General features: G+C 52.5%; 29 protein-coding genes. 20 read left to right on the top strand and 9 right to left on the bottom strand.

The window, feature by feature from the left end; genetic code table 11:
- Positions 1-45: 45 nt before the first annotated feature.
- Positions 46-1,773, bottom strand: a complete 1,728-nt coding sequence (gene cysI, locus X965_RS00385) for an assimilatory sulfite reductase (NADPH) hemoprotein subunit (protein WP_036416570.1) — start codon at positions 1,771-1,773, stop codon at positions 46-48.
- Positions 1,773-3,569 (bottom strand): NADPH-dependent assimilatory sulfite reductase flavoprotein subunit, encoded by a 1,797-nt coding sequence (gene cysJ, locus X965_RS00380; RefSeq protein WP_036416568.1) that lies wholly within the window; start codon positions 3,567-3,569, stop codon positions 1,773-1,775. The genes cysI and cysJ overlap by 1 nt, the downstream gene beginning before the upstream one ends.
- A 359-nt stretch (positions 3,570-3,928) precedes the next feature.
- Between cysJ and X965_RS00375 the strand changes: the two genes are divergently transcribed.
- The 5 genes from X965_RS00375 (at position 3,929) to degS (ending at position 8,699) form a co-directional block, all read left to right on the top strand.
- On the top strand, positions 3,929-4,966 hold the full coding sequence (locus tag X965_RS00375) for a glycine betaine ABC transporter substrate-binding protein (RefSeq protein WP_036416566.1): 1,038 nt from the start codon (positions 3,929-3,931) through the stop codon (positions 4,964-4,966).
- A 2-nt stretch (positions 4,967-4,968) separates the two neighbouring features.
- Positions 4,969-5,742, top strand: coding sequence for a taurine ABC transporter ATP-binding protein (locus X965_RS00370; protein ID WP_036416563.1), 774 nt, complete (start codon positions 4,969-4,971; stop codon positions 5,740-5,742).
- A 23-nt stretch (positions 5,743-5,765) separates the two neighbouring features.
- Positions 5,766-6,563 carry a taurine ABC transporter permease TauC gene (gene tauC / locus X965_RS00365; protein ID WP_036416561.1) on the top strand — a complete coding sequence of 266 codons (798 nt, stop codon included), beginning with the start codon at positions 5,766-5,768 and terminating at the stop codon, positions 6,561-6,563.
- A 20-nt stretch (positions 6,564-6,583) separates the two neighbouring features.
- Complete coding sequence (gene tauD, locus X965_RS00360) at positions 6,584-7,411, top strand: taurine dioxygenase (RefSeq protein WP_369749900.1); 828 nt, start codon at positions 6,584-6,586, stop codon at positions 7,409-7,411.
- Between the two features lie 199 nt (positions 7,412-7,610).
- Entirely contained in the window at positions 7,611-8,699 is a 1,089-nt protein-coding gene (gene degS, locus X965_RS00355; RefSeq protein WP_004236329.1) for an outer membrane-stress sensor serine endopeptidase DegS, read from the top strand.
- Positions 8,700-8,755: 56 nt separating this feature from the next.
- Here degS and murA read toward each other — a convergent pair whose 3' ends face one another.
- The 7 genes from murA to mlaF all read right to left on the bottom strand — a co-directional run bounded on the left by murA (position 8,756) and on the right by mlaF (position 13,671).
- On the bottom strand, positions 8,756-10,021 hold the full coding sequence (gene murA / locus X965_RS00350) for a UDP-N-acetylglucosamine 1-carboxyvinyltransferase (RefSeq protein WP_004236328.1): 1,266 nt from the start codon (positions 10,019-10,021) through the stop codon (positions 8,756-8,758).
- A 67-nt stretch (positions 10,022-10,088) separates the two neighbouring features.
- Positions 10,089-10,343, bottom strand: coding sequence for a BolA family iron metabolism protein IbaG (gene ibaG / locus X965_RS00345; protein ID WP_004236327.1), 255 nt, complete (start codon positions 10,341-10,343; stop codon positions 10,089-10,091).
- Between the two features lie 174 nt (positions 10,344-10,517).
- Positions 10,518-10,808, bottom strand: coding sequence for a lipid asymmetry maintenance protein MlaB (gene mlaB, locus X965_RS00340; RefSeq protein WP_004236326.1), 291 nt, complete (start codon positions 10,806-10,808; stop codon positions 10,518-10,520).
- Positions 10,808-11,437, bottom strand: a complete 630-nt coding sequence (mlaC, locus tag X965_RS00335; RefSeq protein ID WP_004236324.1) for a phospholipid-binding protein MlaC — start codon at positions 11,435-11,437, stop codon at positions 10,808-10,810. The genes mlaB and mlaC overlap by 1 nt, the downstream gene beginning before the upstream one ends.
- 118 nt (positions 11,438-11,555) lie before the next feature.
- On the bottom strand, positions 11,556-12,074 hold the full coding sequence (mlaD, locus tag X965_RS00330) for an outer membrane lipid asymmetry maintenance protein MlaD (RefSeq protein ID WP_004236322.1): 519 nt from the start codon (positions 12,072-12,074) through the stop codon (positions 11,556-11,558).
- Positions 12,075-12,077: 3 nt separating this feature from the next.
- Positions 12,078-12,860 (bottom strand): lipid asymmetry maintenance ABC transporter permease subunit MlaE, encoded by a 783-nt coding sequence (gene mlaE, locus X965_RS00325; protein WP_015422977.1) that lies wholly within the window; start codon positions 12,858-12,860, stop codon positions 12,078-12,080.
- Positions 12,861-12,867: 7 nt separating this feature from the next.
- Positions 12,868-13,671 carry a phospholipid ABC transporter ATP-binding protein MlaF gene (gene mlaF, locus X965_RS00320; protein ID WP_004236320.1) on the bottom strand — a complete coding sequence of 268 codons (804 nt, stop codon included), beginning with the start codon at positions 13,669-13,671 and terminating at the stop codon, positions 12,868-12,870.
- Between the two features lie 299 nt (positions 13,672-13,970).
- Here mlaF and X965_RS00310 point away from each other — a divergent pair, with 299 nt between their 5' ends.
- The 15 genes from X965_RS00310 (at position 13,971) to X965_RS00245 (ending at position 26,210) form a co-directional block, all read left to right on the top strand.
- The gene (locus tag X965_RS00310) at positions 13,971-14,930 is read left to right on the top strand and encodes a calcium/sodium antiporter (RefSeq protein ID WP_004240511.1); all 960 of its coding nucleotides are present in this window, start codon (positions 13,971-13,973) and stop codon (positions 14,928-14,930) included.
- A 51-nt stretch (positions 14,931-14,981) separates the two neighbouring features.
- On the top strand, positions 14,982-15,950 hold the full coding sequence (kdsD, locus tag X965_RS00305; RefSeq protein ID WP_004240513.1) for an arabinose-5-phosphate isomerase KdsD: 969 nt from the start codon (positions 14,982-14,984) through the stop codon (positions 15,948-15,950).
- A gap of 9 nt (positions 15,951-15,959) precedes the next feature.
- Positions 15,960-16,523, top strand: coding sequence for a 3-deoxy-manno-octulosonate-8-phosphatase KdsC (kdsC, locus tag X965_RS00300; RefSeq protein WP_004240514.1), 564 nt, complete (start codon positions 15,960-15,962; stop codon positions 16,521-16,523).
- Positions 16,524-16,563: 40 nt separating this feature from the next.
- Positions 16,564-17,145, top strand: coding sequence for an LPS export ABC transporter periplasmic protein LptC (gene lptC, locus X965_RS00295; protein WP_004236315.1), 582 nt, complete (start codon positions 16,564-16,566; stop codon positions 17,143-17,145).
- Positions 17,126-17,662, top strand: a complete 537-nt coding sequence (gene lptA, locus X965_RS00290; RefSeq protein WP_004236314.1) for a lipopolysaccharide ABC transporter substrate-binding protein LptA — start codon at positions 17,126-17,128, stop codon at positions 17,660-17,662. Before lptC ends, lptA begins: the two co-directional genes overlap by 20 nt.
- A gap of 6 nt (positions 17,663-17,668) precedes the next feature.
- Entirely contained in the window at positions 17,669-18,394 is a 726-nt protein-coding gene (gene lptB / locus X965_RS00285) for an LPS export ABC transporter ATP-binding protein (protein ID WP_004236313.1), read from the top strand.
- A 24-nt stretch (positions 18,395-18,418) separates the two neighbouring features.
- Entirely contained in the window at positions 18,419-19,855 is a 1,437-nt protein-coding gene (gene rpoN / locus X965_RS00280; RefSeq protein WP_004236312.1) for an RNA polymerase factor sigma-54, read from the top strand.
- A 23-nt stretch (positions 19,856-19,878) separates the two neighbouring features.
- Complete coding sequence (gene hpf, locus X965_RS00275; RefSeq protein WP_004236311.1) at positions 19,879-20,166, top strand: ribosome hibernation promoting factor; 288 nt, start codon at positions 19,879-19,881, stop codon at positions 20,164-20,166.
- Between the two features lie 119 nt (positions 20,167-20,285).
- Complete coding sequence (gene ptsN, locus X965_RS00270; RefSeq protein ID WP_036416851.1) at positions 20,286-20,753, top strand: PTS IIA-like nitrogen regulatory protein PtsN; 468 nt, start codon at positions 20,286-20,288, stop codon at positions 20,751-20,753.
- 69 nt (positions 20,754-20,822) lie between these two features.
- Positions 20,823-21,674 carry an RNase adapter RapZ gene (gene rapZ, locus X965_RS00265; protein ID WP_004236309.1) on the top strand — a complete coding sequence of 284 codons (852 nt, stop codon included), beginning with the start codon at positions 20,823-20,825 and terminating at the stop codon, positions 21,672-21,674.
- Positions 21,675-21,677: 3 nt separating this feature from the next.
- On the top strand, positions 21,678-21,950 hold the full coding sequence (gene npr / locus X965_RS00260; RefSeq protein ID WP_004240520.1) for a PTS phosphocarrier protein NPr: 273 nt from the start codon (positions 21,678-21,680) through the stop codon (positions 21,948-21,950).
- Between the two features lie 192 nt (positions 21,951-22,142).
- Positions 22,143-22,553, top strand: coding sequence for a nucleoside diphosphate kinase regulator (gene rnk / locus X965_RS00255; protein ID WP_004236307.1), 411 nt, complete (start codon positions 22,143-22,145; stop codon positions 22,551-22,553).
- A 123-nt stretch (positions 22,554-22,676) separates the two neighbouring features.
- Positions 22,677-22,802: a hypothetical protein gene (locus X965_RS19860; protein WP_004240521.1), complete on the top strand. Its 126-nt coding sequence runs from the start codon at positions 22,677-22,679 to the stop codon at positions 22,800-22,802.
- Positions 22,803-22,993: 191 nt separating this feature from the next.
- Positions 22,994-25,111, top strand: a complete 2,118-nt coding sequence (locus tag X965_RS00250; protein WP_036416558.1) for a TonB-dependent siderophore receptor — start codon at positions 22,994-22,996, stop codon at positions 25,109-25,111.
- A 1-nt stretch (position 25,112) separates the two neighbouring features.
- A complete protein-coding gene (locus X965_RS00245; RefSeq protein ID WP_036416849.1) occupies positions 25,113-26,210 on the top strand; it encodes an ABC transporter substrate-binding protein in 1,098 nt (365 codons plus the stop codon).
- Positions 26,211-26,245: the final 35 nt, after the last annotated feature.

The following is a 26,245-nucleotide window of genomic DNA, read 5'->3' as shown; positions in this document are numbered from 1 at the left end:
GTGAATACTGAAACCGCGCCGCGTAACACGGCGCGGTTTTTTATTTCAGGCAGCACCTGCCTCATAAAAATCCACGGCGGAATTCAGAACCGGTGTTACCACCCCGGCGCGGATCAGATAATCGCCGAAATCCTCCCCGTCCGTCCGCTCCTGTGACCAGCGTCCGATAAGCTCATCAAGCACCGATAAAATCACCGCTGAGCTGATATTTTCGCGGTACATGCGCGGGATACGGGTGCCGGTGCGGTTACCGCCGAGATGCAGATTATAGCGATCCGGCGCTTTGCCGACCAATCCCACCTCCGACAGCATGGCTCTTCCGCAGCCGTTCGGGCAACCGGTGACCCGCAGAACAATCTCTTCATTTCCCACGCCGTGCGAGGACATAATTTTCTCAACCTCTGTGACAAACTCCGGCAGAAACCGCTCCGCTTCCGCCATTGCCAGCGGACAGGTCGGGAATGACACACAAGCCATTGAGTTTTCCCGCAGCGGTGTGACATTGTCGCTGATAAGGCCGTGTGCCCGCGCAAGGGATTCGATACGGGATTTTTCCGCCTCCGGAATACCGGCAATAATCAGGTTTTGATTGGCGGTTAACCGGAAATCTCCCCGGTGGATTCTGGCGATTTCCGCCACGCCGGTTTTCAGCGGTTTGCCCGGCAAATCAATCAGACGCCCGTTTTCAATAAACAGCGTCAGATGCCAGTGGTCATCAATCCCTTTTAACCAGCCGATCTGATCACCACGCAGGGTAAATTCATACGGGCGGATCGGGGAAAACGTGATACCGGCACGCCGTTCGGTTTCCTGTTTAAATGTGTCAACCCCCACCCGCTCCAGCGTGTATTTGGTTTTGGCATTTTTGCGTTCCGTCCGGTTTCCCCAGTCGCGCTGAGTGGTGACAATCGCCTCTGCCACCGCCAGGGTATCTTTCAGCGGGATAAAGCCGAACTCACTGGCCAGACGGGGAAAAGTCGCGGTATCACCGTGAGTCATCGCCAGGCCGCCGCCCACCAGCACATTAAAACCAATCAGTTTACCGTTTTCCTCAATCGCCACAAAATTCATATCATTAGCGTGCAGATCAACATCATTCAGCGGCGGGATCACCACTGAGGTTTTAAATTTACGCGGCAGATAGGTTTCACCTAAGATCGGTTCCTCATCGGTTGCCGCCACTTTTTCTTTATCCAGCCAGATTTCAGCATAAGCGCGGGTGCGCGGCAGCAGATGCTCAGAGATTTTTTTCGCCCACTCATACGCTTCACGGTGCAGGCCGGACTGAACCGGGTTCGAGGTACAGAGCACATTGCGGTTCACATCATTGGCGGTTGCCAGTGAATCCAGCCCCGCCTCATGCAGCATCTGATGCGCCGGTTTGACATCCCCTTTCAGAATGCCGTGGAACTGAAAGGTCTGCCGGTTGGTGATCCGGATACTGCCGTACAGCGTCTGTTCTGCAGCAAATTTGTCTATTCTCAGCCACTGTTCCGGTGTGATCACACCTCCCGGCAAACGGCAGCGCAGCATCATGGCGTGACGCGGCTCCAGTTTCTGTTCTGTGCGTTCCGCCCGGATATCCCTGTCATCCTGCTGATACATGCCGTGAAAGCGGATCAGCAGGAAGTTATCCCCTTCAAATCCGCCGGTCAGACCATTTTTCAGATCCTCTTTGATGGTGCCGCGCAGATAGTTGCTGTCGCGCTTCATTCTTTCGCTGTCGCTCAGTTTGCCTTCCACGATTAAAGGCCCGTTGTATTTATCGCTCATTAATAGACATCCCTCTGGTACCGGCGCGCTGTGCGCAGCTCACTTAAAAACTCATCGGCTGATTCATGATCCCGGTTACCGTACCGGCTGATGATCTCCAGTAATGCATCTTCGGTATCACTGGCCATCAGGCCCGCATTACCGCAGACGTAAATATGTGCGCCGTCCTCAATCCAGCGCCACACGTCCGCTCCCTGCTCGCGCAGTTTGTCCTGAACATAGGTTTTCGCCGGTTTATCCCGCGACCAGGCCAGCGAGATCTGGGTCAGCACACCATCACGCACATAGCGCTGCCATTCGGTCTGATACAGAAAATCCTCGGTAAAATGCTGATTGCCGTAGAAAAGCCAGTTTTTACCGGAGGCACCGTCATTTTCCCGTTGCTGCATAAAGGCACGGAACGGCGCAATACCGGTGCCCGCACCGATCATAATGACCGGCACATCCGGGTCAGCAGGCAGTCGGAAATTATCATTAGACTCAATGAAAACCCGCACATCCCCGCCCTCCTGTATATGATCGGCGAGAAACCCGGAAGCCCCGCCGGTCCGTGCCCGGCCATCTGTGTCATAACGCACCACGCCGACGGTCAGATGAATTTCATCGTCCGCTTCTGCCTGTGATGATGAGATGGAATAGAGTCTCGGGGTCAGCGGCCGGAGAATACCGGCGAAAGCCTGCGCTGAAGGCCGGGAAGGCGCCTGACGCAGCATTTCCGCGACAGGTGTTTTCTGCGCGTAATACAGCGCGGCCTGCTTATCACTGATCAGTGCAGATAACGCGTCATGTTGTGATAACTGTGCGTATTTGCTGACCGTCACCCCGTTATTCTGTGTGAGCTCCAGATGCCGGATCAGCGCCTCGCGCAATGTGCAGGTATTGCCGGACACTGTGATCTCCGTTGCCGCATCTGCATGCAGCAGGCTGATAATTTCATCCGCCAGTGCCGGATCATTCTCAAACCAGACCCCGAGGGAATCCCCGGGCTGATAATGCAGACCCGAATCCCCGGCAGAAATTTCAATATGCCGCACATCCTTCAGGGAATTGCGGCCGGTAATTTTCTGATTAACGGAGAGGGATGCTGTCAGCGGTGCGTCTTTACTGTAACGGTTTTCAGTGACACTGACTGCCTGAGCGGTAGTCTGCGATGGATCTCCCGCCGCAATCCCCCTCTCTTTCAGCACCTGTGTCAGTGCGTCTGTCCACGCCGCTGCCGCAGGCTGATAATCCACATCCGCATCCGCTCTCGGCACAAGTGCGGTTGCCCCGGCTTTTGCCAGCTGAGTATCAAAATCAATACCCGCCTGACAGAATTTTTCGTATGACGAATCTCCCAGCGAGAAAACGGCATACGCTGTTGCGCTGAGATCCGGGCGTTTTGATGAATGCAGATATTTATAAAACGCCACCGCTTCTTCCGGTGGTTCACCGTCCCCCTGAGTGGATGTCACAATAATGACAATCTTCTCCCGGGCGAGCTGTTTATATTTATATTCTCCGGCGTTTACCAAATTAACCGCAAATTTTTCACTGAGAAAACGCGTTTTTAATTCTTCACATACGCGACGTGCATTACCGGTTTGTGACGCGGAAATAATGGTAATAATGTCACTGTCTGTTGTATTTGATGCCGGTAGAATAGCTGTCTGCACAGACGTACTTCCCCGTCCCCACAAATAACCGGATAACCAGGCCAGTTGCTGAGAGGTAAAATCTGCTGTTACCGTCTGCAAAGCCGCAAGCTGCTCCGCAGAAACCGGAAATACCTGTTCCGGTAATATCTGTGCTGCCATAGTCCTGTTACTCCCGCATTGCTCATTGTGGTTATTATTCCGTTATTTCCCAGGTTATCGTATTACGGCTTATTGAGAATAAGAAAATAAAGCCATAACTCATAACTAAATAATCTGATATATCATGACGATTATTCATCAACCGTATATTTTCGGAATTCACACTTAGACAAACAATGAATTACACGTAAAAAATAACGAATTTCTCACCCTTCCTTTTAATTGAAAAATGATCTTCAGCGGGAATATTATTCATGTATAACAAAAAGGCATTTCAATATAAAAAGTAATTCTTTCCCGGAATATATTCTCTGACACTAAATAGATAACTACTCATGACTTCATAACGGAAGAAAATAATGTCGTTATATCAGCCTCAGAAAAAAAATAAATTAAAGGTCATTTTGTCCTTACTGGCGGCGCTGGCGGTGATAAGCGCATTTATTTACAGCCAGAAAGCGCCTGCACCACAGGCAACCACTGAAAAACCGGTGGTGATCGCTTATCAGGCGATTATCGATCCCGGCAAAATTGCACAGGCAAACCACGCCTATGAGGCCGCCACCGGTAAACAGATTATCTGGAAAAAATTCGACAGCGGCGCGGATGTGCTGACCGCCCTGGCTGCCGGTGAGGCGGATATCGCCAATATGGGCTCCGCGCCGTTTACTGTTGCCGCCAGCCGCGGACTGCCGGTGGAGGTTTTTTATATTTCCGGCATTCCTGACACCGCCGAGGCACTGATTGTCCGCAATGACCGTAATCCGTCAGGCGGACTGGCCGGTAAGAAAATTGCCGTACCTTTTACCTCCACGGCCCATTACAGCCTGCTTGCGACACTGGAGAACCTGAATGTTGATGAAAAATCGGTACAGCTGATTAATCTGCGGCCTGCTGAGATTGCCGCAGCATGGGAGAGAGGTGATATTGATGCAGCCTATGTCTGGGAACCGGCCTTAAGTCAGCTGAAAGCAAACGGACAGATCCTGATTTCCGGCCGCGACGTACGGGCATGGGGTAAACCAACCTATGACCTGTGGGTCGCGGACAGCAAATTTGCTGCACAGCATCCTGATGTTCTGGCGCAGTTTGCCGCCGTTACTGATATTGAGGTTCAGTGGTATCAGCGGAACAAAAATACTATTGCGGACTTTCCTGACATCACAGGCAAAATTGCACGACTGACCGGTGCCCGCCCGGAAGATGTACCAGGCGTGATGGCGGGTAGTGATTATCCCGTTCTGAAAGAACAAAAACAGATCCTGACGACCACCCTGGCGGATGATATCCGCAATACCGCGCTGTTTTTACAGCAGCAGGGCAGTATTGATTCGGTTAAAGATTCCTATGCCGGAAATATCAATACGGAGGCCGTCACCACAGCGGCGGGGAAATAATAATGGCAGATATCGTACTGGAGAATATTGATCTGGTTTATCACGGTCAGCCGCAGACAACCTTATCCGGTATTAATTTAACCATTCCGGATAACGGTATTACCGTTATTCTCGGCGCTTCCGGCTGCGGAAAAACATCGCTGCTGAATATTGTTGCCGGGTTTTTAACGCCCTCCGGCGGAAAAATAACGCGGAACGGAAACGACATTCAGCATCCCGCCTCTGACAGAGCCGTGGTATTTCAGAATGACGCACTGATGCCCTGGCTGAATGTCTATGAAAATGTCGCACTGGGACTGAAAATTAAAAAGCTCGGTAAGCAGGAAGAAAAAGCGATTGTCGAAGAAAACCTGCAAAAAGTCGGATTACTGCATGCTATTACCGACAATATCTGGTCACTCTCCGGCGGTATGCGTCAGCGGGTCGGTATTGCACGGGCACTGGCTGTAAAGTCTGATTTTATTCTGATGGATGAACCCTTCGGCGCACTCGATGCCGCCAACAGAGAACAGATGCAATCCTTAATTCTGACGCTGTGGCAAAAACAGCAGAGTGCCTTTTTTATTATTACTCATGATATTGAAGAGGCACTGTTAATGGCCACAAAGCTGATATTAATGGCGCCGTATCCCGGCCGGATAATATCCGGAGAAGAACCCCCGTTTTATAAACAATGGTCGCAGGGACGGCGTATCCGTGAGATTAAATCGGATCCGGCGTTTATTCATCACCGCGACACACTGTCAGACAAAATAATGGCGTATCAGCGCGGTTAATTAACGGACACGGAGTGACATCAATGGCAGATATAACCGGAAATAAACAACCCCGCCACAGCCGTTTATTACTCAGCATTGTGAGTTTATCCGTGCTGATTACCGGCTGGTGGCTGATTACCGCATTTCAGTGGGTTAATCCGCTCTATTTACCCGCCCCTGCTCAGATAGGACACCAGTTTCTGGCGTTATCCGAATCCGGTTACATGAATGCCACGCTGTGGCAGCACCTGGCGGCCAGCCTTGACCGCATGCTCAAAGCGCTGCTTCTGGCGGTTATCACCGGGATCCCGCTGGGGGTACTGATGGGGCTGAGTTCACGGATACGCGGAATACTGGATCCGGTGGTTGAACTGTACCGCCCGGTTCCCCCGCTCGCCTACCTGCCGCTGATTGTTATCTGGTTCGGGATCGGGGAAACCACCAAGATCCTGCTGATCTGGTTAGCGATTCTCGCTCCGGTCCTGATTTCAACGATGCAGGGCATTATGGCCGCGCCGGGAAACCGGATCCGCGCCGTGCAGTCACTGGGAGCAAACCGGCTTCAGGTACTGAGATATGTGATCCTGCCGTCAGCACTGCCGCAGATGCTGACCGGGATCCGGATTGGTCTCGGCGTGGGCTGGTCAACCCTGGTGGCGGCAGAGCTGGTCGCGGCACAGCAGGGGCTCGGGTTTATGGTGCAGTCCGCCGCGCAGTTTCTTAACACCGGTATTGTCATCACCGGTATCGCAGTGATTGCCGTGGTGGCACTCGCCATCGAACTGGCATTGCGTCATTTGCAGCAGGCATTAGTGCCGTGGTACGGCAAAGAATCTTAACCGACAGAGAGGTAATGAATATGGATATCAGACAATTAACACCCGCTATCGGCGCGCACGTCAGCGGCATTGATCTTAACCTGACACCGGATGCCGCCACGCTGGCCGTATTACAGGATGCCTTACTGGAACATCAGGTGCTGTTTTTCCGCCAGCAGTATATCAAACCGGAAGCTCAGCGGGACTTTGCCGCTGCGCTGGGAGAACTGCATATACATCCGGTTTTTCCTTCACATAAAAATGTGCGGGAACTGATTGTGCTCGACAGCCACCTGCTTGATCTGAAGGATAACGAACTGTGGCACACTGATGTGACATTTCTGGAAAAACCGGCCATGGGCTGTGTGTTATCCGCGGTACAGGTTCCCCCTTTCGGCGGCGATACTCTGTGGGCCAGCCTGACCCGGGCTTATGATGATTTATCACCGCCGTTGCAGGAATTTTTATCCGGCCTGACGGCGGAACATGATATCAGCCTCTCTTTTCCGGACAGCCGTTTTGCGCAGACCGGGGAAGCCAAAGCCGCGCTGGAAAAAGCCCGCCGCGATTTCCCGCCGAGACGTCATCCGCTGGTCAGAACCCATCCGGTCACCGGTAAAAAAGGTTTATTTGTGACCGCTGGTTTTACCAGCCGTATCTGTGAATTAAGCCCGGAAGAGAGTGATACATTGCTGACGTTCCTGTTTAAACACAGCACACAGCCGAAATATTTTGTCCGCTGGCACTGGCAGGACGGCGATGTGGCGGTCTGGGATAACCGCTGCACCCAGCATCTCGCCAGTTTTGATTACGGCGATTTTCACCGCATTATGCACAGAGCAACCGTGATGGGGGATAAACCTGTTTAACCGGCTGTACCGCATGAGACTGTCAGTGACCGGCGGCTGACAGACTCATGACCGTCAGTGATAAATAACCGCCTGATACCGCACCTGTTTATTTGTACCACATCATAAAATACCGCAATTACACACATATAATTTCCCCGGATTATGCTATTCTGCCGGAAGTATCTGCTTCCCGTACTCACAACACCGGTTAAGGACTATGTGGTTTAAATTATTGCGCTCCGTTTTTATGGGACTTCTCGTGGCTGCCCTGCTTCTGGTCAGTGTCCCGTCTATTCGCCCGCAATTTGTGACCCAGTGGTTTACCCATCTGTTTAATAATGACGAACCGGTCAGCTACAACAAAGCGGTACGCCGCGCCGCGCCTGCCGTGGTCAATGTTTACAGCAGTAATATGGGCAGCCTCTCCCAGCAGGGTCCCGAAATGACCTCCCTCGGTTCCGGTGTGATCATGAATGATCAGGGTTATATCCTGACTAACCAGCACGTCATTAAAAACGCCGATCAGATCCTGATCGCCCTGCAATACGGTAATTACGGCCGCCTGTATGAAGGCATGCTGATCGGCGCGGATGATCTGACCGACCTCGCGGTGCTGAAAATCAATACCACCGATAAACTGCCGGTGATCCCGATCAACCCGAAGCGTCAGTCTCATGTGGGTGATGTGGTGCTGGCGATCGGCAACCCGTTTAATGTCGGGCAGACAGTTAACCAGGGCATTATCAGTGCAATGGGCCGTGTCGGGCTGAGTCCGACCCGCCGCCAGAATTTTCTCCAGACTGATGCCTCGATTATGGCCGGTAACTCCGGCGGCGCACTCGTCAATACCGAAGGCGAGTTAGTCGGCATCAATACCATGTCTTACGACAGCAATGATCCGTCACGGATGAGTGACAGCATCGGGCTGGCGATCCCCGCAGAGCTTGCCCTGCGCATTATGAATAAACTGATAAAAGACGGCCGTGTGATCCGGGGGTATATCGGCATCACCTCCAAAGAGCTGCCGCCGATCCGGACTAACAACAGTGATATCAATCAGATAACCGGTCTGCGGGTCTTTCAGGTTGCCCGTGACGGCCCGGCGGATAAAGGCGGGATTCAGGTCGGGGATATCATCACCAGCGTCAATAACAAACCGAGCACCTCACCACTCGAAATGATGGATCAGGTGGCGGAACTGAGCCCGGGCAGTGTTGTGCCGGTCACCCTGTTACGCAATGGTCAGATGCGGTCTGTCGATGTGACCATCGAGGAGTTCACTCCCTCCCCCGGCGGACAGGAATAAGACACAAAAAAAGAGCGGATATCCGCTCTTTTCTGTTTATGGCTTACATCAGAGAATTACTCCGCTGAATGAATGCGTTCGATATCCGCACCCAGGCCGCGTAATTTCTCTTCAATATGCTCATAACCGCGATCGATATGATAAATACGATCGACGATTGTGGTACCTTCCGCGATACAACCCGCCAGCACCAGGCTTGCCGATGCACGCAGGTCGGTCGCCATCACCTGAGCACCGGACAGTTTTTCCACGCCGTGGCACAGCACAGAATTACTCTCGATTTCCGCGTGAGCACCCATACGGATCAGTTCCGGAATGTGCATAAAGCGGTTTTCAAAGATGGTTTCCGTGATCATACCGGAGCCTTCCGCCACCAGATTCAGCAGACTGAACTGCGCCTGCATGTCTGTCGGGAAGCCCGGATGCGGCGCGGTACGGAAAGTGACCGCTTTAGGACGCTGCCCTTTCATATCAAGGCTTATCCAGTCGTCACCGGTTTCGATTTCCGCCCCGGCTTCGCGCAGCTTGGCCAGTACCGCATCCAGCGTATCCGGCTTGGCGTTACGGCACAGAATTTTACCGCGTGAAACTGCCGCTGCGATCAGGAATGTCCCGGTTTCAATACGATCCGGCACAACGGTGTGAGAGCCGCCGCCGAGGCGTTCAACACCTTCAATCACCACGTGGTCAGTCCCTGCGCCGGTGATTTTGGCACCCAGCGCATTCAGGAATGCAGCGGTGTCTTCAATTTCCGGTTCACGGGCCGCGTTTTCGATAACGGTTTTGCCTTTCGCCAGGACTGCCGCACACATAATCGTGATGGTGGCACCCACGCTGACTTTGTCCATCACGATAGTGTTACCGGTCAGGCGACCGTCCACTTCCGCTTTGACATACCCTTCATCGAGGGTGATTTTCGCCCCTAACTGCTCTAAACCGGTGATATGCAAATCAACCGGACGGGCACCGATAGCACAGCCGCCCGGCAGAGAAACCTGACCGTGACCAAAACGGGCCACCAGCGGCCCCAGCGCCCAGATAGATGCGCGCATGGTTTTGACCAGATCATAAGGTGCACAATATTCATTAATTGCAGAGGCATCCACACGCAGTGTGGTTCCTTTGCGCTCAATTTTTGCACCCAACCGCGTTAACAGCTTCACAGAGGTGTCGATATCCCGCAGTTCCGGCACATTGTGTAATTCAACCGGTTCTTCCGCCAGAATTGCAGCGAACAGGATAGGCAATGCTGCATTTTTTGCCCCTGAGATAGTCACTTCGCCCTGAAGAACGGAAGGACCTTTTACCCGAAATTTATCCATCTGTAGACACTCTCATTATCATTAATTGCTGCCGCGTTACTTGTCACTGCATTGTCAGCCGCCGCGGTTACAGCCCGCTCAGTTTACGATCCCGTTCCCACTGAGCCGGGGTATAGGCTTTGATAGACAACGCGTGGATACGGTTATCCGCAATATATTCCATCAGCGGCGCATACACGGCCTGCTGCTGTTTAACGCGGCTCATGCCGTCAAAAAGATCGCCGACCGCGATCACCTGAAAATGGCTGCCGTCACCGGTCACAATTGCGTCAGTAAGTGCTAACTTATCCATCAGCACCTGTTTGATTTCATTCGTATCCATAATTTCTCAAATTGGTTATCAGATTGTGTTATAGGCACTATCGTAATCGAATATGCCCCGCTCTTAAACCATTAAAAATGCCTCCGGCTGTGGTGACACAACCGGAGGCAGTTACCTTACGGAAAATAACGGCAAATATGTATCTGTCGCGCCGTTATTTACATTATTTTAAATTCACGCGTTCTGACTGAATTCAAACTCAACGCCGTAGAGTGACATCAGCATCTGCAAGTTAGCGCTTACTCCGGATAACACAAACGGCGCTTCCGGGCGCTCTCCCCGCAGACGGACCAGCATGGCCAGCCCGGCAGAATCCACATGACTGAGACCGGAAACATCCACCGTCTGCACGGCGCTCATCTGCTGCTGACGTGCATTCCAGAACGACAGCAGTGTATCGCGATCCAGTTCCCCGTTCAGGGCGAGCGTTTCACCCTGTTTTTCCCACGTCAGCGCAGCCGTCATTATTTCTGATCCAGGGTAATCGGGGTTTTCGCGCTGCGTTCCAGCTCCGCAGTCAGACCATCAACCCCTTTCTGACGCAGAATAGATGCCCACTCATTCTGTTTGGTGGTGATCATACTCACGCCTTCGGCAATCATGTCATAAGCCTGCCAGTTACCGGTTTTGGTATTTTTACGCCACTGGAAATCCAGACGGATTGGCGGACGCCCTGCCGGCTCTGTCAGTGTCACACGGATAGCCACGATGGTTTTATCACCCAGTGGTTGTGCAGGATCAATCTGATAAGTCTGGTTAGTGTACATTGCCAGTGCCTGGCCGTATGCCTGTGCCAGATAAGCCTCAAAGGCTTTGAAGTAAGCATCACGCTGTGCCGGCGTCGCATCTTTGTAGTAAGAGCCTAACACCAGTGCACCGGCGTATTTGATCTGCACATACGGCAGTAATTCTTCCTGAACAACAGTGCGCAGATAGTCCGGGTTCTGCCGGATTTGCGCCTGTTCGGCTTTCAGACGGCTGAAGGTTTTCGCCGCCGCATCGTTCATCAGTGTATACGGGTTTGTCTGGTCAACAGCTCCGGCAAACGGGGCCATCACCACCAGCATCGCCGCTATCAGTAAACGCTTAAACATAATCAACTCCTGATTAATCACCGGCACTTTCCGCCGTGAAGGTGTCTTCGGTAAACAGTATTATGCAGGATGTCTGCCTCTGCGGGCAAAAACATCCGTTTTTACATTACTTTTCGTATCAGTGCTGTGCAGCCGGTGCCGGGGTATTACCCCCTTCGCCGTCGCCGCTCTTATACAGGAACTGACCGATTAAATCTTCCAGCACCATCGCCGGTTTGGTGTCCTGAATACGGCTGCCGTCTTTCAGCATTTCAGTCATCGGCAGATCCGGATCGGTTGTATTCTCAAACCCTTTACTGAGCGCCAGATACTGCTCACCCAGCAGACCGGAGGTGCGGATAGACAACGAACTGGTGTCCGGAATCTGGTCATACCGGCTGTAGATATCCAGCGTCACTTCCGGTTTATAGTCCTTGTCCAGACGGATGTCATTGACGCGGCCAATCACCACACCGCCGATTTTTACCGGTGAACGTGCCTGCAGGCCGCCGATATCATCAAAGGTGGCAGACACGCGGTAGGTTTTTTCGCTGCCGACAGAGCGGATATCCGCCACTTTCAGTGCCAGGAAGATAATCGCCGCAATGGCAATTAAGACGAAAAGCCCGACCCAAACTTCATTTTTCTTGCTTTGCATTGTTTAATTCCCGAACATCAGTGCCGTAAGCACAAAATCTAACCCTAACACGGCAAGCGATGAATGAACGACCGTGCGTGTTGTTGCCCGACTAATCCCTTCAGACGTCGGAATAGCATCATACCCGTTGTACAGGGCAATCCAGGTGACGGTGAAGGCGAAAACCACACTCTTGTAAATGCAGTTCATCACATCTTTCTGCCAGTCCACATTGGCCTGCATGGAAGCCCAGTAGAAACCTTCATCGATCCCTTTCCAGTCCACCCCGACCATGACCCCGCCAAGAATACCAACGGCGACAAAAATCATGGATAACAACGGCATACTGATCAAACCGGCCCAGAAACGCGGTGCAATCACACGGCGCAGCGGATCCACCGCCATCATTTCCAGGCTGGATAACTGTTCTGTGGCTTTCATCAGCCCGATTTCCGCGGTCAGCGCAGAACCGGCACGTCCGGCAAACAGCAGTGCGGTCACCACCGGCCCCAGTTCACGCAGCAGCGACAGCGCCACCATCATGCCAAGGCTGGCTTCCGCACTGAAGGTTTTCAGAACCAGATATCCCTGTAAGGCCAGAACCATCCCGATAAACAGCCCGGATACTGAAATAATCAGCAGGGACTGCACACCGACGCTGTACAGCTGCTTGCGCAGCAACGGCCACTGCCGGGCAAACTGCGGTTTGCCGAACAGCGCACGGAACAGCATGTATCCTGACCGCCCGAAAGACGCACATGTCGCTAACGCGCGGCGTCCCAAAGCAGCAAGTGCCTGTGTCAACATGTCTCGTTTATCCTAATAAATCTGATTGGTAATCACCCGCCGGATAGCGGAAAGGAACCGGTCCGTCAGCAATACCATCCAGGAACTGGCGCACACGCGGTTCGGTGTTCTCCTGCAACTCTTCTGCGGTGCCCTGTGCAATAACGGACTGCTCCGCAACGATATAAGCCTTATCCGCAATACTGAGCACTTCCGGCACATCGTGAGAGACCACGATGCAGGTTACACCCAGCGACTGATTGAGTTCATCAATCAGTTTTACCAGCACACCCATGGTAATCGGATCCTGGCCGACAAACGGCTCATCAAACAGGATAAGATCCGGATCCAGAGCAATGGCCCGCGCCAGTGCCGCACGCCGTGCCATCCCGCCGGAGAGTTCTGACGGCATCAGGTTTGCCGCCCCGCGTAAACCAACCGCTTCCAGTTTCATCATCACGGTTGTCCGGATCAGGGATTCCGGCAGACGGGTATGCTCGCGCAGCGGGAACGCCACGTTGTCATAGACTGTCATATCCGTGAATAATGCGCCGGACTGAAACAGCATGCTCATTTTGCGGCGCGACTGATAGAGTCTGCTGCGGGAAAGTGCCGGGATATTGTCGCCGTCAAACCAGATCTCGCCGCTGTCCGGGCGTAACTGCCCGCCAATCAGGCGTAACAGTGTGGTTTTCCCGATCCCGGACGGCCCCATAATCGCGGTCACTTTGCCGCGCGGCACATCCAGGCTGATATCATTAAACAGCATGCGCGAACCGCGCCGGAAGCACATGTTCCGGATCTCAATAATATTTTCCGTCTGTCGGTTCATGACCTCACAACCTTAACGTTATGTTTTTTGTGTTTCTGCAACACATACAGGACTGACCCATCATAATATAAAAAAATCCGGCAGTTTTCGCCTTTAAATGCGGGTGTTACTGTCTGAATTATTTATCACCCCTGAGTGACGGGGTATAAACAGCGTGATACACAAGTATATCAGCATTTAACATTAACGCCCCCGCCGGGCGCAAAACGTCTGTTTTACTTTTGCGCCTCAGCCCGTACAATACCCTCAATTTCCCGTACTTCATTATTTCTGACTGTTTTTCAGCCCGGAGGAGAGCCATGTTACTTACCAGCATCCTTTTACTGACCGGGTTGATTCTGCTGGTTTATGCCTCTGACCGGATTGTGTACGGTGCGGCGGTTTTCTCCCGTTCTCTCGGCATCTCCCCGTTTATCACCGGTATTCTGGTGGCCGGTCCCGGTACGTCGCTGCCGGAACTGCTGACCTCCGCCGGTGCGGTGCTTGAAGGGCAGCCGGATCTGGCGCTCGGCACCATTATCGGATCCAATATTACCAATTTACTGCTGATTGCAGGCCTCGCCGCCCTTATCCGCCCGCTGAGTGTGCAGTCGGCGGTACTGCGCCGTGAGCTTCCGCTGATGCTGGCGGTAATGGCGCTGTTCGGGCTGTTTATCTGGTCCGGCGGTATCACACGGGTTCAGGGCGGGTTTCTGGTGCTTGCGGGGCTCGCCAGTCTCTGGCTGGTGGTGAAAATTGCCGCAATGGCGCGGCGGGATCAGTATGACGGCTTCACTACTGAACAAAACCATGAACTGCCGCAGGAAAATAATTTGCCGGTTGCTTTATTGTGGCTGGTCGCCGGGTTGCTGATTATGCCGGTGGCGGTCCGGATTGTGATCGATAACGCCTCTGCATTCACCCGCTATGCGGAGATCAGCGGGCGTATCACCGGACTGACTATCCTGGCTGTCGGTACCAGTCTGCCGGAACTGTGCACCACGATTGCGGCGGCGGTCAAAGGTGAAAAAGATATCGCGCTGGGGAATCTTATCGGCGCGACACTGTTTAATACCACGGTCGTTGCGGGGATCCCGGCGTTATTAGCCACCGCGCCGATGGCAGCAGACAGTTTTATGACCGATTTCGCCGTGATGATCGCGGCCGGTGTGTTATTTATTTTCTTTGCGGCCGGCCGGAACCAGCGGCTGAACCGGCTGAAAGGCATTATTCTGCTCAGTGCGTTCACCGCCTGGCTGATAAGCCTTTTTACCGGCTGATAAGCGTCAGCCATTAATACACAGACAGATACTGAAAGTGAGAAAAAACTGATGTCCCGAACTGATTTTCAACTAACAGGTAAACGTGTCCTCCGGATTGAACGTGAAGGTCTCGCGTCACTCGAACAGTATATTAATGATGATTTCGATAAAGCCTGTGAACTGATATTCCGCTGTGAAGGCAAAGTGATCATCATGGGGATGGGAAAATCCGGTCATATCGGCCACAAAATGGCCGCGACATTTGCCAGCACCGGCACCTCCTCCTTCTTTGTGCATCCGGGTGAAGCCGCACACGGCGACCTGGGGATGGTCACAAAGAAAGATGTGGTTATCGCGATTTCAAACTCCGGTGAATCCTCAGAAATTCAGGCGCTGATCCCGGTTATCAAACGTCAGAACATCCCGCTAATCTGCATGACCGGCAACCCGGACAGTACCATGGGAAAAGCGGCGGATATCCATCTGTGTATTAAAGTCCCGCAGGAAGCCTGCCCGCTCGGCCTTGCGCCGACCACCAGCACCACCGCCACACTGGTGATGGGTGACGCGCTGGCGATTGCCTTATTACAGGCGCGCGGCTTTACCGCTGAAGATTTTGCCCTCTCACATCCGGGCGGCGCGCTCGGCCGCAAACTGCTGTTACTGGTTTCAGACCTGATGAACACCGGGGATGATATCCCGCGTGTGCCGAAAACCGCCTCACTGCGCGAAGCACTGGTGGAAATCACCCGTAAAAAACTGGGTATGACGGTTATCTGTGACGATGACATGATTATTCAGGGCATTTTCACTGACGGTGACCTGCGCCGGATTTTCGATGCGGGCACAGACCTCAATAACTGCCAGATTGCCGATGTGATGACCCCGGGCGGGATCCGCATCAAAGCCAATACCCTGGCGGTTGAGGCACTGAATTTAATGCAGTCCCGTCATATCACCTCTTTATTAGTCACAGAAGGTGATAAACTGCTCGGCGTACTGCATATGCATGATCTGCTCCAGGCCGGAGTGGTGTAAGGACTGACGATGACACAAATTACCACTATTGACACCTGCTATGGCCCGATAGCGCAAACAGTTATGGAAAAAGCCGCTAAAATACGGCTTCTTATCTGTGATGTGGACGGCGTGATGTCTGACGGCCTGATTTATCAGGGCAACAGCGGTGAAGAACTGAAAGCATTTAATGTCCGTGACGGCTACGGTATCCGCTGCCTGCTGACCTCCGGAGTGGAGGTGGCGATAATTACCGGTCGTAAAGCCAAATTACTGGAAGATCGTGCCAATACACTCGGAATTACACATCTTTACCAGGGACAGAGCGATAAGCTTTTGGCGTATCGCGAACTATTAGATAAACTGGTACTTCGCCCCGGCGAAGTCGCCTATATCGGCGATGACCTGATTGACTGGCCGGTCATGGCAGAGGTCGGTTTATCCGCCGCAGTGGCGGATGCCCACCCGTTATTGTTACCCAAAGCGGATTATGTTACACAGATTGCAGGCGGCCGCGGGGCTGTCCGCGAATTGTGCGATCTGATTCTGCTGGCACAAAATAAGCTGGATGCGGCCAGAGGCCTGTCCGTCTGAAGAGAATTTCATTGGTTATAATGGCTTTATCAGGGATCTCATGAGTAAATTTAAGCTTTGGCTGATCATTATTCTGGCGCTTATCGCCCTCGGTCTGCTCGGCTGGAACCTGTCGGTCACCCGTTCAGGTGACACCGACGGTAAGATTGTGGAAGACGGTACGCCGACGTATAAAACCCAAACGTCCTCAACCCTGGCTTACGAGCCGACAGGGCTGCTGGCGTACCGGCTGAATGCGGATGATGTGCAGAACTTTGCTCAGGAAAAAATAACCTGGTTTACTAATCCGGTGCTGACCACCTACGACCCTGATAAAACCGCCACCTGGACGATTCGTGCAAAGCGGGCCAAATTAACCAATGACAGAATGTTATATTTATACGGTGATGTGCAGGTTGACAGCCTGACCACCGATACACAGCTCAGGCAGATCACCACGGATAACGCCGAAGTCAATCTGACAACCCAGGATGTGAGTTCTGACGATAAAGTCACCATCACGGGAACAGGACTGCGTTCCGTCGGATTGCAGATGCGGGGTAATTTACGCAATCGTAATGCGGAACTGATCAAAGATGTACAGACTTACTATGAGATCCCAAATGAAAGCAAACATCCTTAATACTCTGATTGCAACAGCAATTCTGGCCGTCAGTGTCCCTGCTTTGGCGTTAAAAGAAGATACACAGCAGCCGGTGACGGTAACATCATTAAAACAAGCCCTTGATTTAGAAAAAAATATCACCACATTTACTGACAATGTCGTGGTAAAACAGGGAACAATTGATGTCCGCGCTGACAAAGTGGTGGTCACCCGTCCGGGCGGCGATTCCAATAAAATGGTGATCGAAGCATTCGGTAATCCGGTGACCTTCTACCAGATGCAGGATAACGGTAAGCCAATCAAAGGACGCGGCAGCAAACTGCGTTACGAAATGGCCAATGAACTGGTCACGCTGACCGGTAATGCCTATCTGGAACAGCTGGACAGCAATATCACCGGTGACAAGATTACCTACGTGGTGCCGACACAGCAGATGCAGGCATTCAGTGACAAAGGCAAACAGGTGACTACCGTACTGCTGCCGTCACAACTTCAGGAAAAAGGCCCGGCGGCAACCGGCCAGAAAGGTAAGTAACGATTTATGGCAAAATTAACTGCAAGCAAATTAGCCAAAGCCTACAAAGGGCGCAAAGTCGTCGAAGATGTGACGCTTGAAGTCAGCTCCGGCGAAATCGTCGGGCTGCTCGGCCCGAACGGTGCCGGGAAAACCACGACCTTCTATATGGTCGTGGGTATTGTTCCCCGTGATGCCGGTGCGATAAGCATCGATGATGAAGATATCTCCCTGCTGCCGCTGCATGAACGTGCCCGCAAAGGGATTGGCTATCTGCCTCAGGAAGCCTCTATTTTCCGTCGTCTGACGGTATGGCAGAACCTGATGGCGGTGCTTGAAATCCGCAAAGATCTGAACAATGATGAACGCCGGGAGCGGGCGGAAGAGCTGATGGAAGAGTTCCATATCAGCCATCTGCGCGATAACCTGGGGCAATCACTGTCCGGGGGTGAACGCCGCCGTGTGGAAATTGCCCGCGCGCTGGCCGCCAACCCGAAATTCATCCTGCTGGATGAACCGTTTGCCGGTGTTGACCCGATTTCTGTTATTGATATTAAAAAGATTATTCAGCACCTCCGTGATTACGGGCTCGGCGTCCTGATCACTGACCACAACGTCCGCGAAACACTGGATGTCTGTGAACGGGCTTACATTGTCAGCCAGGGCCATATGATTGCCCACGGCAGCCCGGAATCCATTCTGAATAATGAGCAGGTTAAACGTGTTTATTTAGGCGAAGGTTTCCGCCTGTAATGCCGTAAGGAGCCCGTGTCCGTAATGAAGCAGAGTCTGCAGCTTAAACTCAGCCAGCAACTGGCGATGACGCCACAACTTCAGCAGGCTATCCGTTTGTTGCAGCTTTCCACGCTTGAACTCCAGCAGGAGATCCGCGAGGCGCTGGAATCTAACCCGTTGCTGGAACTTGATGATAACCATCAGGAAATTGACACGCCGGCTGAATCTGAACCACAGAAAGAGCTGGACAGCGCCGAGGCTCTCGAACAGACCGCCATGCCGGATGATCTGCCGCTGGATGCACAGTGGGAAGAAATCTACACCGCCGGTACACCGTCCGGCACCGGCAATGATTACGGCGACGATGAACTGCCGCTCTATCAGGGTGAAACCACCGAAACCTTACAGGATTATCTGATCTGGCAGGCCCGCCTGACCCCCTTTACCGAAACCGATGCCGCGATTGCCTTCTCAATCATTGATGCGATTGATGAAACCGGCTATCTGACCGTTTCTGTCGATGATATCCGCCTGAGTATCGGTGACGATGAAGTCACCACCGAAGATGTGGAAGCCGTACTCAAGCGCATCCAGCGTTTTGATCCGGTGGGTGTGGGCGCCCGCGACCTGCGGGAGTGTCTGATGGTGCAGCTGAAAATTCTGCCGCCGGAAACCCCGAGCCTGAAAGAAGCCCTTGCTATCGTTGATCAGCATCTGGCATTGTTGGGGAACCGGGATTTCCGGACCCTGGGCCGGGTGACCAAACTGAAAGAAGAGGCGCTGAAATCCGCTATTGATCTGATCCAGTCGCTGGAACCGCGTCCGGGCCTGGTAGTCAACACCGGAGAATCAGAGTATGTTATTCCTGACGTCCTCGTGAAAAAACACGGCGAACGCTGGGTAGTGGAACTCAATTCCGACAGCATTCCCCGTCTGCGGGTCAATAATCACTATGCCGCAATGGGTTCGCGGGCCCGCAGTGAGAGCGACAGTCAGTTTATCCGCAACAATTTGCAGGAAGCAAAGTGGCTCATTAAAAGTCTGGAAAGCCGGAACGATACTCTGCTCAGAGTCGCGACCTGTATTGTGGAAGAGCAGCAGGCGTTCTTTGAACAGGGCGAAGAATATATGAAGCCCATGGTGCTGGCTGATATCGCACTGCGGGTTGAGATGCATGAATCAACCATTTCCCGGGTGACAACACAGAAATTTCTGCACAGTCCGCGGGGGATCTTTGAACTGAAGTACTTTTTCTCCAGCCACGTCAGTACTGACAGCGGGGGCGAGGCGTCCTCCACAGCCATCCGTGCACTGGTGAAAAAACTGGTTGCAGCCGAGAATCCGGCGAAACCGCTCAGCGACAGCAAACTGACCGATATGCTTGCCGAACAGGGCATTCAGGTCGCCAGACGTACTGTCGCGAAATATCGTGAGTCGTTATCCATCCCGCCCTCAAATCAGCGTAAACAGCTGATTTGATACACATTGAGAAGGAAGACACTATGGAATTACAAATTACCGGCCACAACGTTGAAATTACAGACGCATTACGTGAGACTGTGACAGCCAAGTGTAAGAAACTGGAGCAGTTTTTCGATAAAATTAACAGCGTTCAGGTGATCCTGCGGATTGAAAAGGTGAGTAAAATTGCGGAGGCAACGGCTCAGGTAAACGGTGCGGATCTTCACGCCTCAGCGGAAAAAGAGGATATGTACGCGGCAATTGATGAGATGGCAGAAAAACTCGGCCGTCAGTTGTCCAAACACAAAGAAAAACTGAGAAACCGGTAAATTTTCTGCACCCGGGTGCATGACTGAATTAACAGTCTGAATTTTCTCAGGAAAAAGCAGTGCTCTGATCCCGGTTACCATGGTGGTTGCCGGGATTCTGATCCTAAGTGAACAATGAAATGAATAACGAAGCAAATTTGTCCCTGAGCGATGTACTGAGTATCAGCTGTACACGCAATAATATTCACTGTACCAGTAAGAAGCGCGCGCTGGAGATTATCAGTGAACTGACTGCCACCGCGCTGGCGCTGCCGGAAAACACGCTGTTTGAGGCACTCCTTACACGGGAAAAAGTCGGGACAACCGGTATCGGTGGCGGGATTGCCATCCCCCACGGAAAACTGGACAAAAGCGAGGCGCAAACCGCCTGCGGCGTATTTTTACACCTGGAGCAACCTATCGCGTTTGATGCGATTGATAATCAGAATGTGGACATTCTGTTTGCGTTATTTGTTCCGTCTGATCAGTGTCAGACGCATTTACACACACTGTCGTTAGTGGCCAAAAAACTGGCTGACAAAGCGCTCTGCCGCCGGTTGCGTCAGGCGCAAAGCGATGAAGAGCTGTACAGTATCATCACTGAGTGATGATAACCGGCTGACGACAACGGATAATGGCGTATTGCCATTGAAAGAGAAACGATAGGGAGTCCCCTCATGGTGCTGATGATTGTCAGCGGCCGCTCTGGTTCGGGTAAATCTGTTGCCCTGCGGGCGCTGGAAGATATGGGTTTCTACTGCGTTGATAACCTGCCGGTCACTCTTCTGCCGGAGCTTGCCGCTACCCTGGCAACACGCGATACCTCTGCCGCAGTAAGTATTGACGTCCGCAATATGCCGGAGTCTCCGGAGGTTTTTGAGGAAGCCCTGACCAGATTACCGGACAGTTTCTCACCCCAGCTGCTGTTCCTGGATGCGGATCGCAATACGCTGATCCGCCGTTACAGTGATACCCGCCGTCTGCATCCCCTTTCCAGTAAAAATCTCTCGCTGGAAAGCGCTATTGATGAGGAAAGCGATCTGCTGGAGCCGCTACGCTCCCGTGCGGATCTGATTATCGATACCTCTGAAATGTCAGTGCATGAACTGGCAGAAATGCTGAGAACCCGTCTGCTCGGCAAACGCGAACGCGAGCTGACCATGGTATTCGAATCGTTCGGGTTTAAACACGGCATTCCGATTGATGCGGATTATGTGTTTGATGTCCGCTTCCTGCCGAACCCGCACTGGGATCCGAAACTGCGTCCGATGACCGGTCTGGATAAACCGGTGGCGGCGTTCCTCGACCGCCATACAGAAGTACATAACTTTATTTACCAGACCCGCAGTTATCTGGAACTGTGGCTGCCGATGCTGGAAACCAACAACCGCAGCTACCTGACCGTCGCTATCGGCTGTACCGGCGGGAAACACCGTTCTGTCTATGTGGCGGAGCAACTGGCGGATTACTTCCGCTCACGCGGGAAAAACGTGCAGTCGCGCCACCGGACACTGGAAAAGCGGAAATAATCCATGACTATCCGTTGTCAGGTTGAAATCAAAAACCGGCTGGGGCTGCATGCCCGGCCGGCCATGAAACTGTTTGAACTGATCCAGACCTTCCGGTCAACGGTGGTATTCCGTAATAAGCAAAATGAAGAAGCCCGGGCAGACAGTGTGCTCGCCATGCTGATGCTGGATTCCGAACAGGGCAGTTTTATTGAAGTGGAAGCAACAGGACCTGATGAAAATTCTGCCATTGAGGCAATTATTTCCCTTTTTGATTCAGGTTTTGATGAAGATTAGTTATACTAACCGAAATATTTTACTTAAAGAAAACTGATACGCTGTTTCGTTCACGCAGCCCGGCGGTTCGTGATCCTGATCTCTTTCCTTTCGGGGGAGAACAGCCTACTATCAGATTAATTATCAAATGAGCACCCCCCTCCTTCTGGTGTGGGGGTGTTCTTTTGTATTGGAAATGATTTGGAGTGTGGTATGAAAAAGCCCAATATAATTATTAATGAACTGGACGCGGAGCGTCTGGATATGCTGCTGGAACAGCCGGCTTATGCTGACAGTCCGGTTGCCGAAGCCCTGAATGAAGAGTTGGATCGCGCGGAAATCCTGCCGCCGGCAGAAATGCCAGCCACGGTCGTGACGATGAACAGCCGCATCCGCTTTGAAGATTTATCGAGCGGGAAAGAGAGTATCCGTACCCTGGTGTACCCGGCTTCACTGAAAGACAGTGCTGAACAGCTGTCTGTGATGGCACCACTGGGAGCTGCGTTACTCGGGCTTTCTGTCGGTGATGAGATCTCATGGGAACTGCCGAACGGTGAAGCAACGCGCGTAAAAGTATCAGAAATTATCTATCAGCCTGAAGCTGCCGGTGAGTTACACCGTTAATCCGCTTTAAGCCGGTTCTGCGTCCGTTTCAGGCAATCTGCGGGCGCAGCTTCCTCAGGGGTTCCTTTCTTCACACCTTTATTGCATGATGTTTCTCTCTTTATTTCCTGAAGGAAACTGATCATGGCTGCCTATTCTTTGACATCTTTGTTTGGTATGAGCGGAGCTCCGGGCGGATTTCCGGTCATTCTGGGTTTTGAACAGCAGCTGTTATTACTGTGGCGGGGCTTTATGCTGCTGGCAGTCTGAATATCATCCGTACAGCACAATTCAATAACGCAAGTTAATCATGCCGCAGCGGCTTCTTCCGCTGCGGCATTTTTATTTCCGCCCCGCCCTTCACGGATGATTATCACAAAAATTATTGCGCATAGTAATCATTATCAATATCATTCCGTTTTTATTTTGGCTGTTTATTCTTCTGATATTGAGACTCACACATGAAATCTGCTGCGCATTTACGCAGACCGCATTGCTGTTCCCGGTTTGTGCTGACATTCCCCTTTATCTTTATTCCTGTTTTTCATGCGGTTGCCGCCGATGATACTCTGGTTGTCACTGCCGCCCCGCAAGACCGCGAAGGGAGTTACAGCGGGGATAATGTCTATTCCACTCTGAAAACACTGACCCCGCGTAATGAAACGCCGCAATCCATCAGTATTGTCACGCCGCAGTTGATCCGTGACTTTAATGTCACTTCAGTGGATGACGCAGTAAAGTTTGTCAGCGGTGTAACTCAGGGCAACACGCTGGGCGGCATTGAGGACGGGTTTGTCAAACGCGGCTTCGGCTCCAATACGGACGGCTCTGTGTTTATCGACGGGGTACGCAGCAACCAGGGGCTGGCGATGGATGCCACTACTGAACGTGTTGATGTTCTGAAAGGCTCTTCTTCCCTGCTTTACGGTATTCTGAATCCGGGCGGCGTGATAAACCTGATCTCCAAAAAACCACAGTATCAGTGGCAGGGACGCATCAGCGGACGGACAAACAGCAACGGCGGCGGTACCGGTACGATTGATGTGACCGGCCCTCTCGGCAATGGCGTGGCAGTCCGGCTGATAGCAGAACGCCGCCATGAAGATTACTGGCGCAATTTCGGGGAAGATCAGCACACGTTGCTGGCACCTTCCCTGAGCTGGCTCGGTGACAGCGCCTCGTTCAATGTGGCTTATACCGAAAATAAATTCGATGTGCCTTACGATCGCGGAACCGCTTTTATCGGCGGCAGCCCGATCCGTATTCCTTATAATGAACGGATAGATGACAACGCTAATCACGCATACGGGAAAAATAAACGTCTGACCGCAGAATACCGGCAGGAATTTGACGGCATCTGGGAAACCGGAATTAAGTATGCGTGGATGCAGCGCCGCTACGACAGTAATGAGGTCCGCGCGACGGCTATCAACCCGGAGACCGGAATTGTTACCCGCCGTGCTGATGCCAACCGTGGCTTTAATCATCAGACCACCTATATCGGCTGGGATATCAGCGGTACACCGGAACTCGCCGGTATGCGGCATGACATCACGCTCGGGGCTGATTACGAAAAGAACGAAACCTACAAAGCCTGGTCCTTCCGCGGCAAGCCGTCAAAACAATTCAATATGTACCATCCGGTATACGGCGAATCACCGGTCACCACAGATAAAACCGCCGATGACGCAAAAAGCAACCTGCGCGCCACGGTGTACAGCAGTTCACTCTATGCCAAAGACAGTATCCATCTGAATGACCAGTGGATTGTCGTGCTCGGAGGCCGTCTGCAGCGCTATACGCAAAATGGCAGCAGCGGATGGATAAACCATCAGACAACACTCAATGACAGCGGTTCTGAATTTGTTCCGCAGGCCGGGGTCGTCTACAAACTCACACCGGAACTGGCACTTTACAGCAGTTACAGCCAATCCTTCACCCCTTCCGCACAGGTGGATGATGACGGCAATGTGGCCTCCACTGAAAAAGGTCAGACATACGAACTGGGTGCAAAATGGCAGACAACACCAACGATGCTGACGACCTTTGCCCTTTACCGTATTGATGAAAAAGACATGTCCATCTTTATGAACGGCCTGAACCGGAATATCCCGAAATCCCGCTCGGAAGGTGCGGAACTGGAAATTAACGGCGAATTTGCGCCGGGATGGCAGATAGCGGCAAACTACAGCCTCAACAGAACGCAGATTAAAGAAGATAATCTGAAACCCCAGAATGTCGGTAACCAGCTGGTCAATGCCCCGCGCAATATGGGCAGCCTGTATCTGACGCATACCCTGACTGTACCGGGCTTACCGGGTGAACTGCGCTTCGGCGGCGGCGGACGCTATGTCGGCAAACGTGCCGGTGATCCGGAAAACAGTTTTTACCTGCCGGCGTATACCGTCACAGATGCTTTCGCCGCGTGGAACGGGACTGTCAGCGGACATGAGACCCAACTGAAACTGAATGTGAACAATCTGCTGAACAGAGAATACTATGCGTCCAGCGCGGGAAACCTGCGTGTCATCGCCGGAGAGCCGCGCACCCTGTTCCTGAATGCCTCAGTGGACTTCTGATATGAAACATCTCTTTTCCGGGCTGCTGCTGATGGCATTTTCGCTGCTGTGCGGGGCAAAAACCGTTACGGACAGTCTCGGGCGGACAGTCACGGTTCCGGATGATCCGCAGCGGATAGTACTCGGTGAAAGCAGGATACTCTATACCCTGGCACTGATCGAAACCGGTAATCCGGCGGCGCGTGTCGTCGGGTGGCCGGCTGATTTACAGCGACTCGATTCGCAGACATGGGGAAAATATGCGGCTGCATTTCCGGCGATCAGGGATATTACCATTGTCGGGAACGATAATTTTTCACAGCTTAATATTGAGAAAATCATCGCCCTGCAACCGGATCTGATTATTATGCCGGTGTATGCCAAATCCCGTCCTGATGAAACGCAATTTGCACACCAGACCGCAGCCGCCGGTATTCCGGTGATTTACCTGGATTTCAGGGTGGATCCGTTGCGGAACACGGTTCCGTCACTGAAAACGCTGGGCGAAGTTCTGAACCGGCAGGAAAAAACTGCCGCTTTTACTGCGTTTTATCAGCAGCATATGGACGTGATCCGCAACCGTCTGGCTATGCACAATCCGCATCGCCCCAAAGTTTTGCTGCAGTTACATCTCGGGAAAAAAGCAGAATGCTGCACGACTGCAGCTTCCGGAAATCTGGCCGATTTACTGGCCTTTTCCGGCGGGGATAACATTGCAGCAGGGAAGTTCAGTGGTGTTTTCGGACGGCTCAGCCCGGAGCAGGTATTGTCGGATAATCCGGAATATTATCTGGTGACCGGCAGCGGCGGAAGGGATAACCGGGGGCAGTTACAACTGGGGCCGGATCTCCGCCCTGACACCGCCCGACAAAGCCTGCAGGAACAATTACAGAAAGATCCGGTGATTGCCGCACTGCCTGCTGTCCGGGAAGGACGGACCGCCGCACTCTGGCATCATGTTTATCTCAGCCCGTGGCATCTGCTGGCAGCGGAGTTTTTCGCGCGGGAACTGCACCCGGATCTCTTTTCTGATGTTGATCCGCAGAAGACACTGGATGAAATGAACCGGCGGTTCCTGTCTGTACCGGAAACCGGGACTTACTGGCTGTTTTCGCGATAATCGCTGCTGTTTTCTGCATTTTCACTCCCGGAGGC

It is taken from the genome of Morganella sp. EGD-HP17 (assembly GCF_000512315.2).
In the GTDB taxonomy this organism is placed as follows: Bacteria; Pseudomonadota; Gammaproteobacteria; order Enterobacterales; family Enterobacteriaceae; genus Morganella; species Morganella morganii.
This window is presented reverse-complemented; position numbering and strand designations above follow the sequence as displayed.

Bases quoted from the DNA above. Each gene is read 5' to 3' on its own strand.
- ibaG (WP_004236327.1), bottom strand. From the start codon at position 10,343: ATGGATACGAATGAAATCAAACAGGTGCTGATGGATAAGTTAGCACTT.
- hpf (WP_004236311.1), top strand. From the start codon at position 19,879: ATGGAATTACAAATTACCGGCCACAACGTTGAAATTACAGACGCATTA.
- rnk (WP_004236307.1), top strand. From the start codon at position 22,143: ATGAAAAAGCCCAATATAATTATTAATGAACTGGACGCGGAGCGTCTG.
- X965_RS00310 (WP_004240511.1), top strand. From the start codon at position 13,971: ATGTTACTTACCAGCATCCTTTTACTGACCGGGTTGATTCTGCTGGTT.
- ptsN (WP_036416851.1), top strand. From the start codon at position 20,286: ATGAATAACGAAGCAAATTTGTCCCTGAGCGATGTACTGAGTATCAGC.
- X965_RS00245 (WP_036416849.1), top strand. From the start codon at position 25,113: ATGAAACATCTCTTTTCCGGGCTGCTGCTGATGGCATTTTCGCTGCTG.
- murA (WP_004236328.1), bottom strand. From the start codon at position 10,021: ATGGATAAATTTCGGGTAAAAGGTCCTTCCGTTCTTCAGGGCGAAGTG.
- kdsD (WP_004240513.1), top strand. From the start codon at position 14,982: ATGTCCCGAACTGATTTTCAACTAACAGGTAAACGTGTCCTCCGGATT.
- X965_RS00370 (WP_036416563.1), top strand. From the start codon at position 4,969: ATGGCAGATATCGTACTGGAGAATATTGATCTGGTTTATCACGGTCAG.
- mlaE (WP_015422977.1), bottom strand. From the start codon at position 12,860: ATGTTGACACAGGCACTTGCTGCTTTGGGACGCCGCGCGTTAGCGACA.
- npr (WP_004240520.1), top strand. From the start codon at position 21,678: ATGACTATCCGTTGTCAGGTTGAAATCAAAAACCGGCTGGGGCTGCAT.
- tauC (WP_036416561.1), top strand. From the start codon at position 5,766: ATGGCAGATATAACCGGAAATAAACAACCCCGCCACAGCCGTTTATTA.
- X965_RS00375 (WP_036416566.1), top strand. From the start codon at position 3,929: ATGTCGTTATATCAGCCTCAGAAAAAAAATAAATTAAAGGTCATTTTG.
- rpoN (WP_004236312.1), top strand. From the start codon at position 18,419: ATGAAGCAGAGTCTGCAGCTTAAACTCAGCCAGCAACTGGCGATGACG.
- mlaF (WP_004236320.1), bottom strand. From the start codon at position 13,671: ATGAACCGACAGACGGAAAATATTATTGAGATCCGGAACATGTGCTTC.
- mlaB (WP_004236326.1), bottom strand. From the start codon at position 10,808: ATGACGGCTGCGCTGACGTGGGAAAAACAGGGTGAAACGCTCGCCCTG.
- tauD (WP_369749900.1), top strand. From the start codon at position 6,584: ATGGATATCAGACAATTAACACCCGCTATCGGCGCGCACGTCAGCGGC.
- cysI (WP_036416570.1), bottom strand. From the start codon at position 1,773: ATGAGCGATAAATACAACGGGCCTTTAATCGTGGAAGGCAAACTGAGC.
- X965_RS00250 (WP_036416558.1), top strand. From the start codon at position 22,994: ATGAAATCTGCTGCGCATTTACGCAGACCGCATTGCTGTTCCCGGTTT.
- rapZ (WP_004236309.1), top strand. From the start codon at position 20,823: ATGGTGCTGATGATTGTCAGCGGCCGCTCTGGTTCGGGTAAATCTGTT.
- kdsC (WP_004240514.1), top strand. From the start codon at position 15,960: ATGACACAAATTACCACTATTGACACCTGCTATGGCCCGATAGCGCAA.
- degS (WP_004236329.1), top strand. From the start codon at position 7,611: ATGTGGTTTAAATTATTGCGCTCCGTTTTTATGGGACTTCTCGTGGCT.
- lptB (WP_004236313.1), top strand. From the start codon at position 17,669: ATGGCAAAATTAACTGCAAGCAAATTAGCCAAAGCCTACAAAGGGCGC.
- mlaD (WP_004236322.1), bottom strand. From the start codon at position 12,074: ATGCAAAGCAAGAAAAATGAAGTTTGGGTCGGGCTTTTCGTCTTAATT.
- lptA (WP_004236314.1), top strand. From the start codon at position 17,126: ATGAAAGCAAACATCCTTAATACTCTGATTGCAACAGCAATTCTGGCC.
- X965_RS19860 (WP_004240521.1), top strand. From the start codon at position 22,677: ATGGCTGCCTATTCTTTGACATCTTTGTTTGGTATGAGCGGAGCTCCG.
- cysJ (WP_036416568.1), bottom strand. From the start codon at position 3,569: ATGGCAGCACAGATATTACCGGAACAGGTATTTCCGGTTTCTGCGGAG.
- mlaC (WP_004236324.1), bottom strand. From the start codon at position 11,437: ATGTTTAAGCGTTTACTGATAGCGGCGATGCTGGTGGTGATGGCCCCG.
- lptC (WP_004236315.1), top strand. From the start codon at position 16,564: ATGAGTAAATTTAAGCTTTGGCTGATCATTATTCTGGCGCTTATCGCC.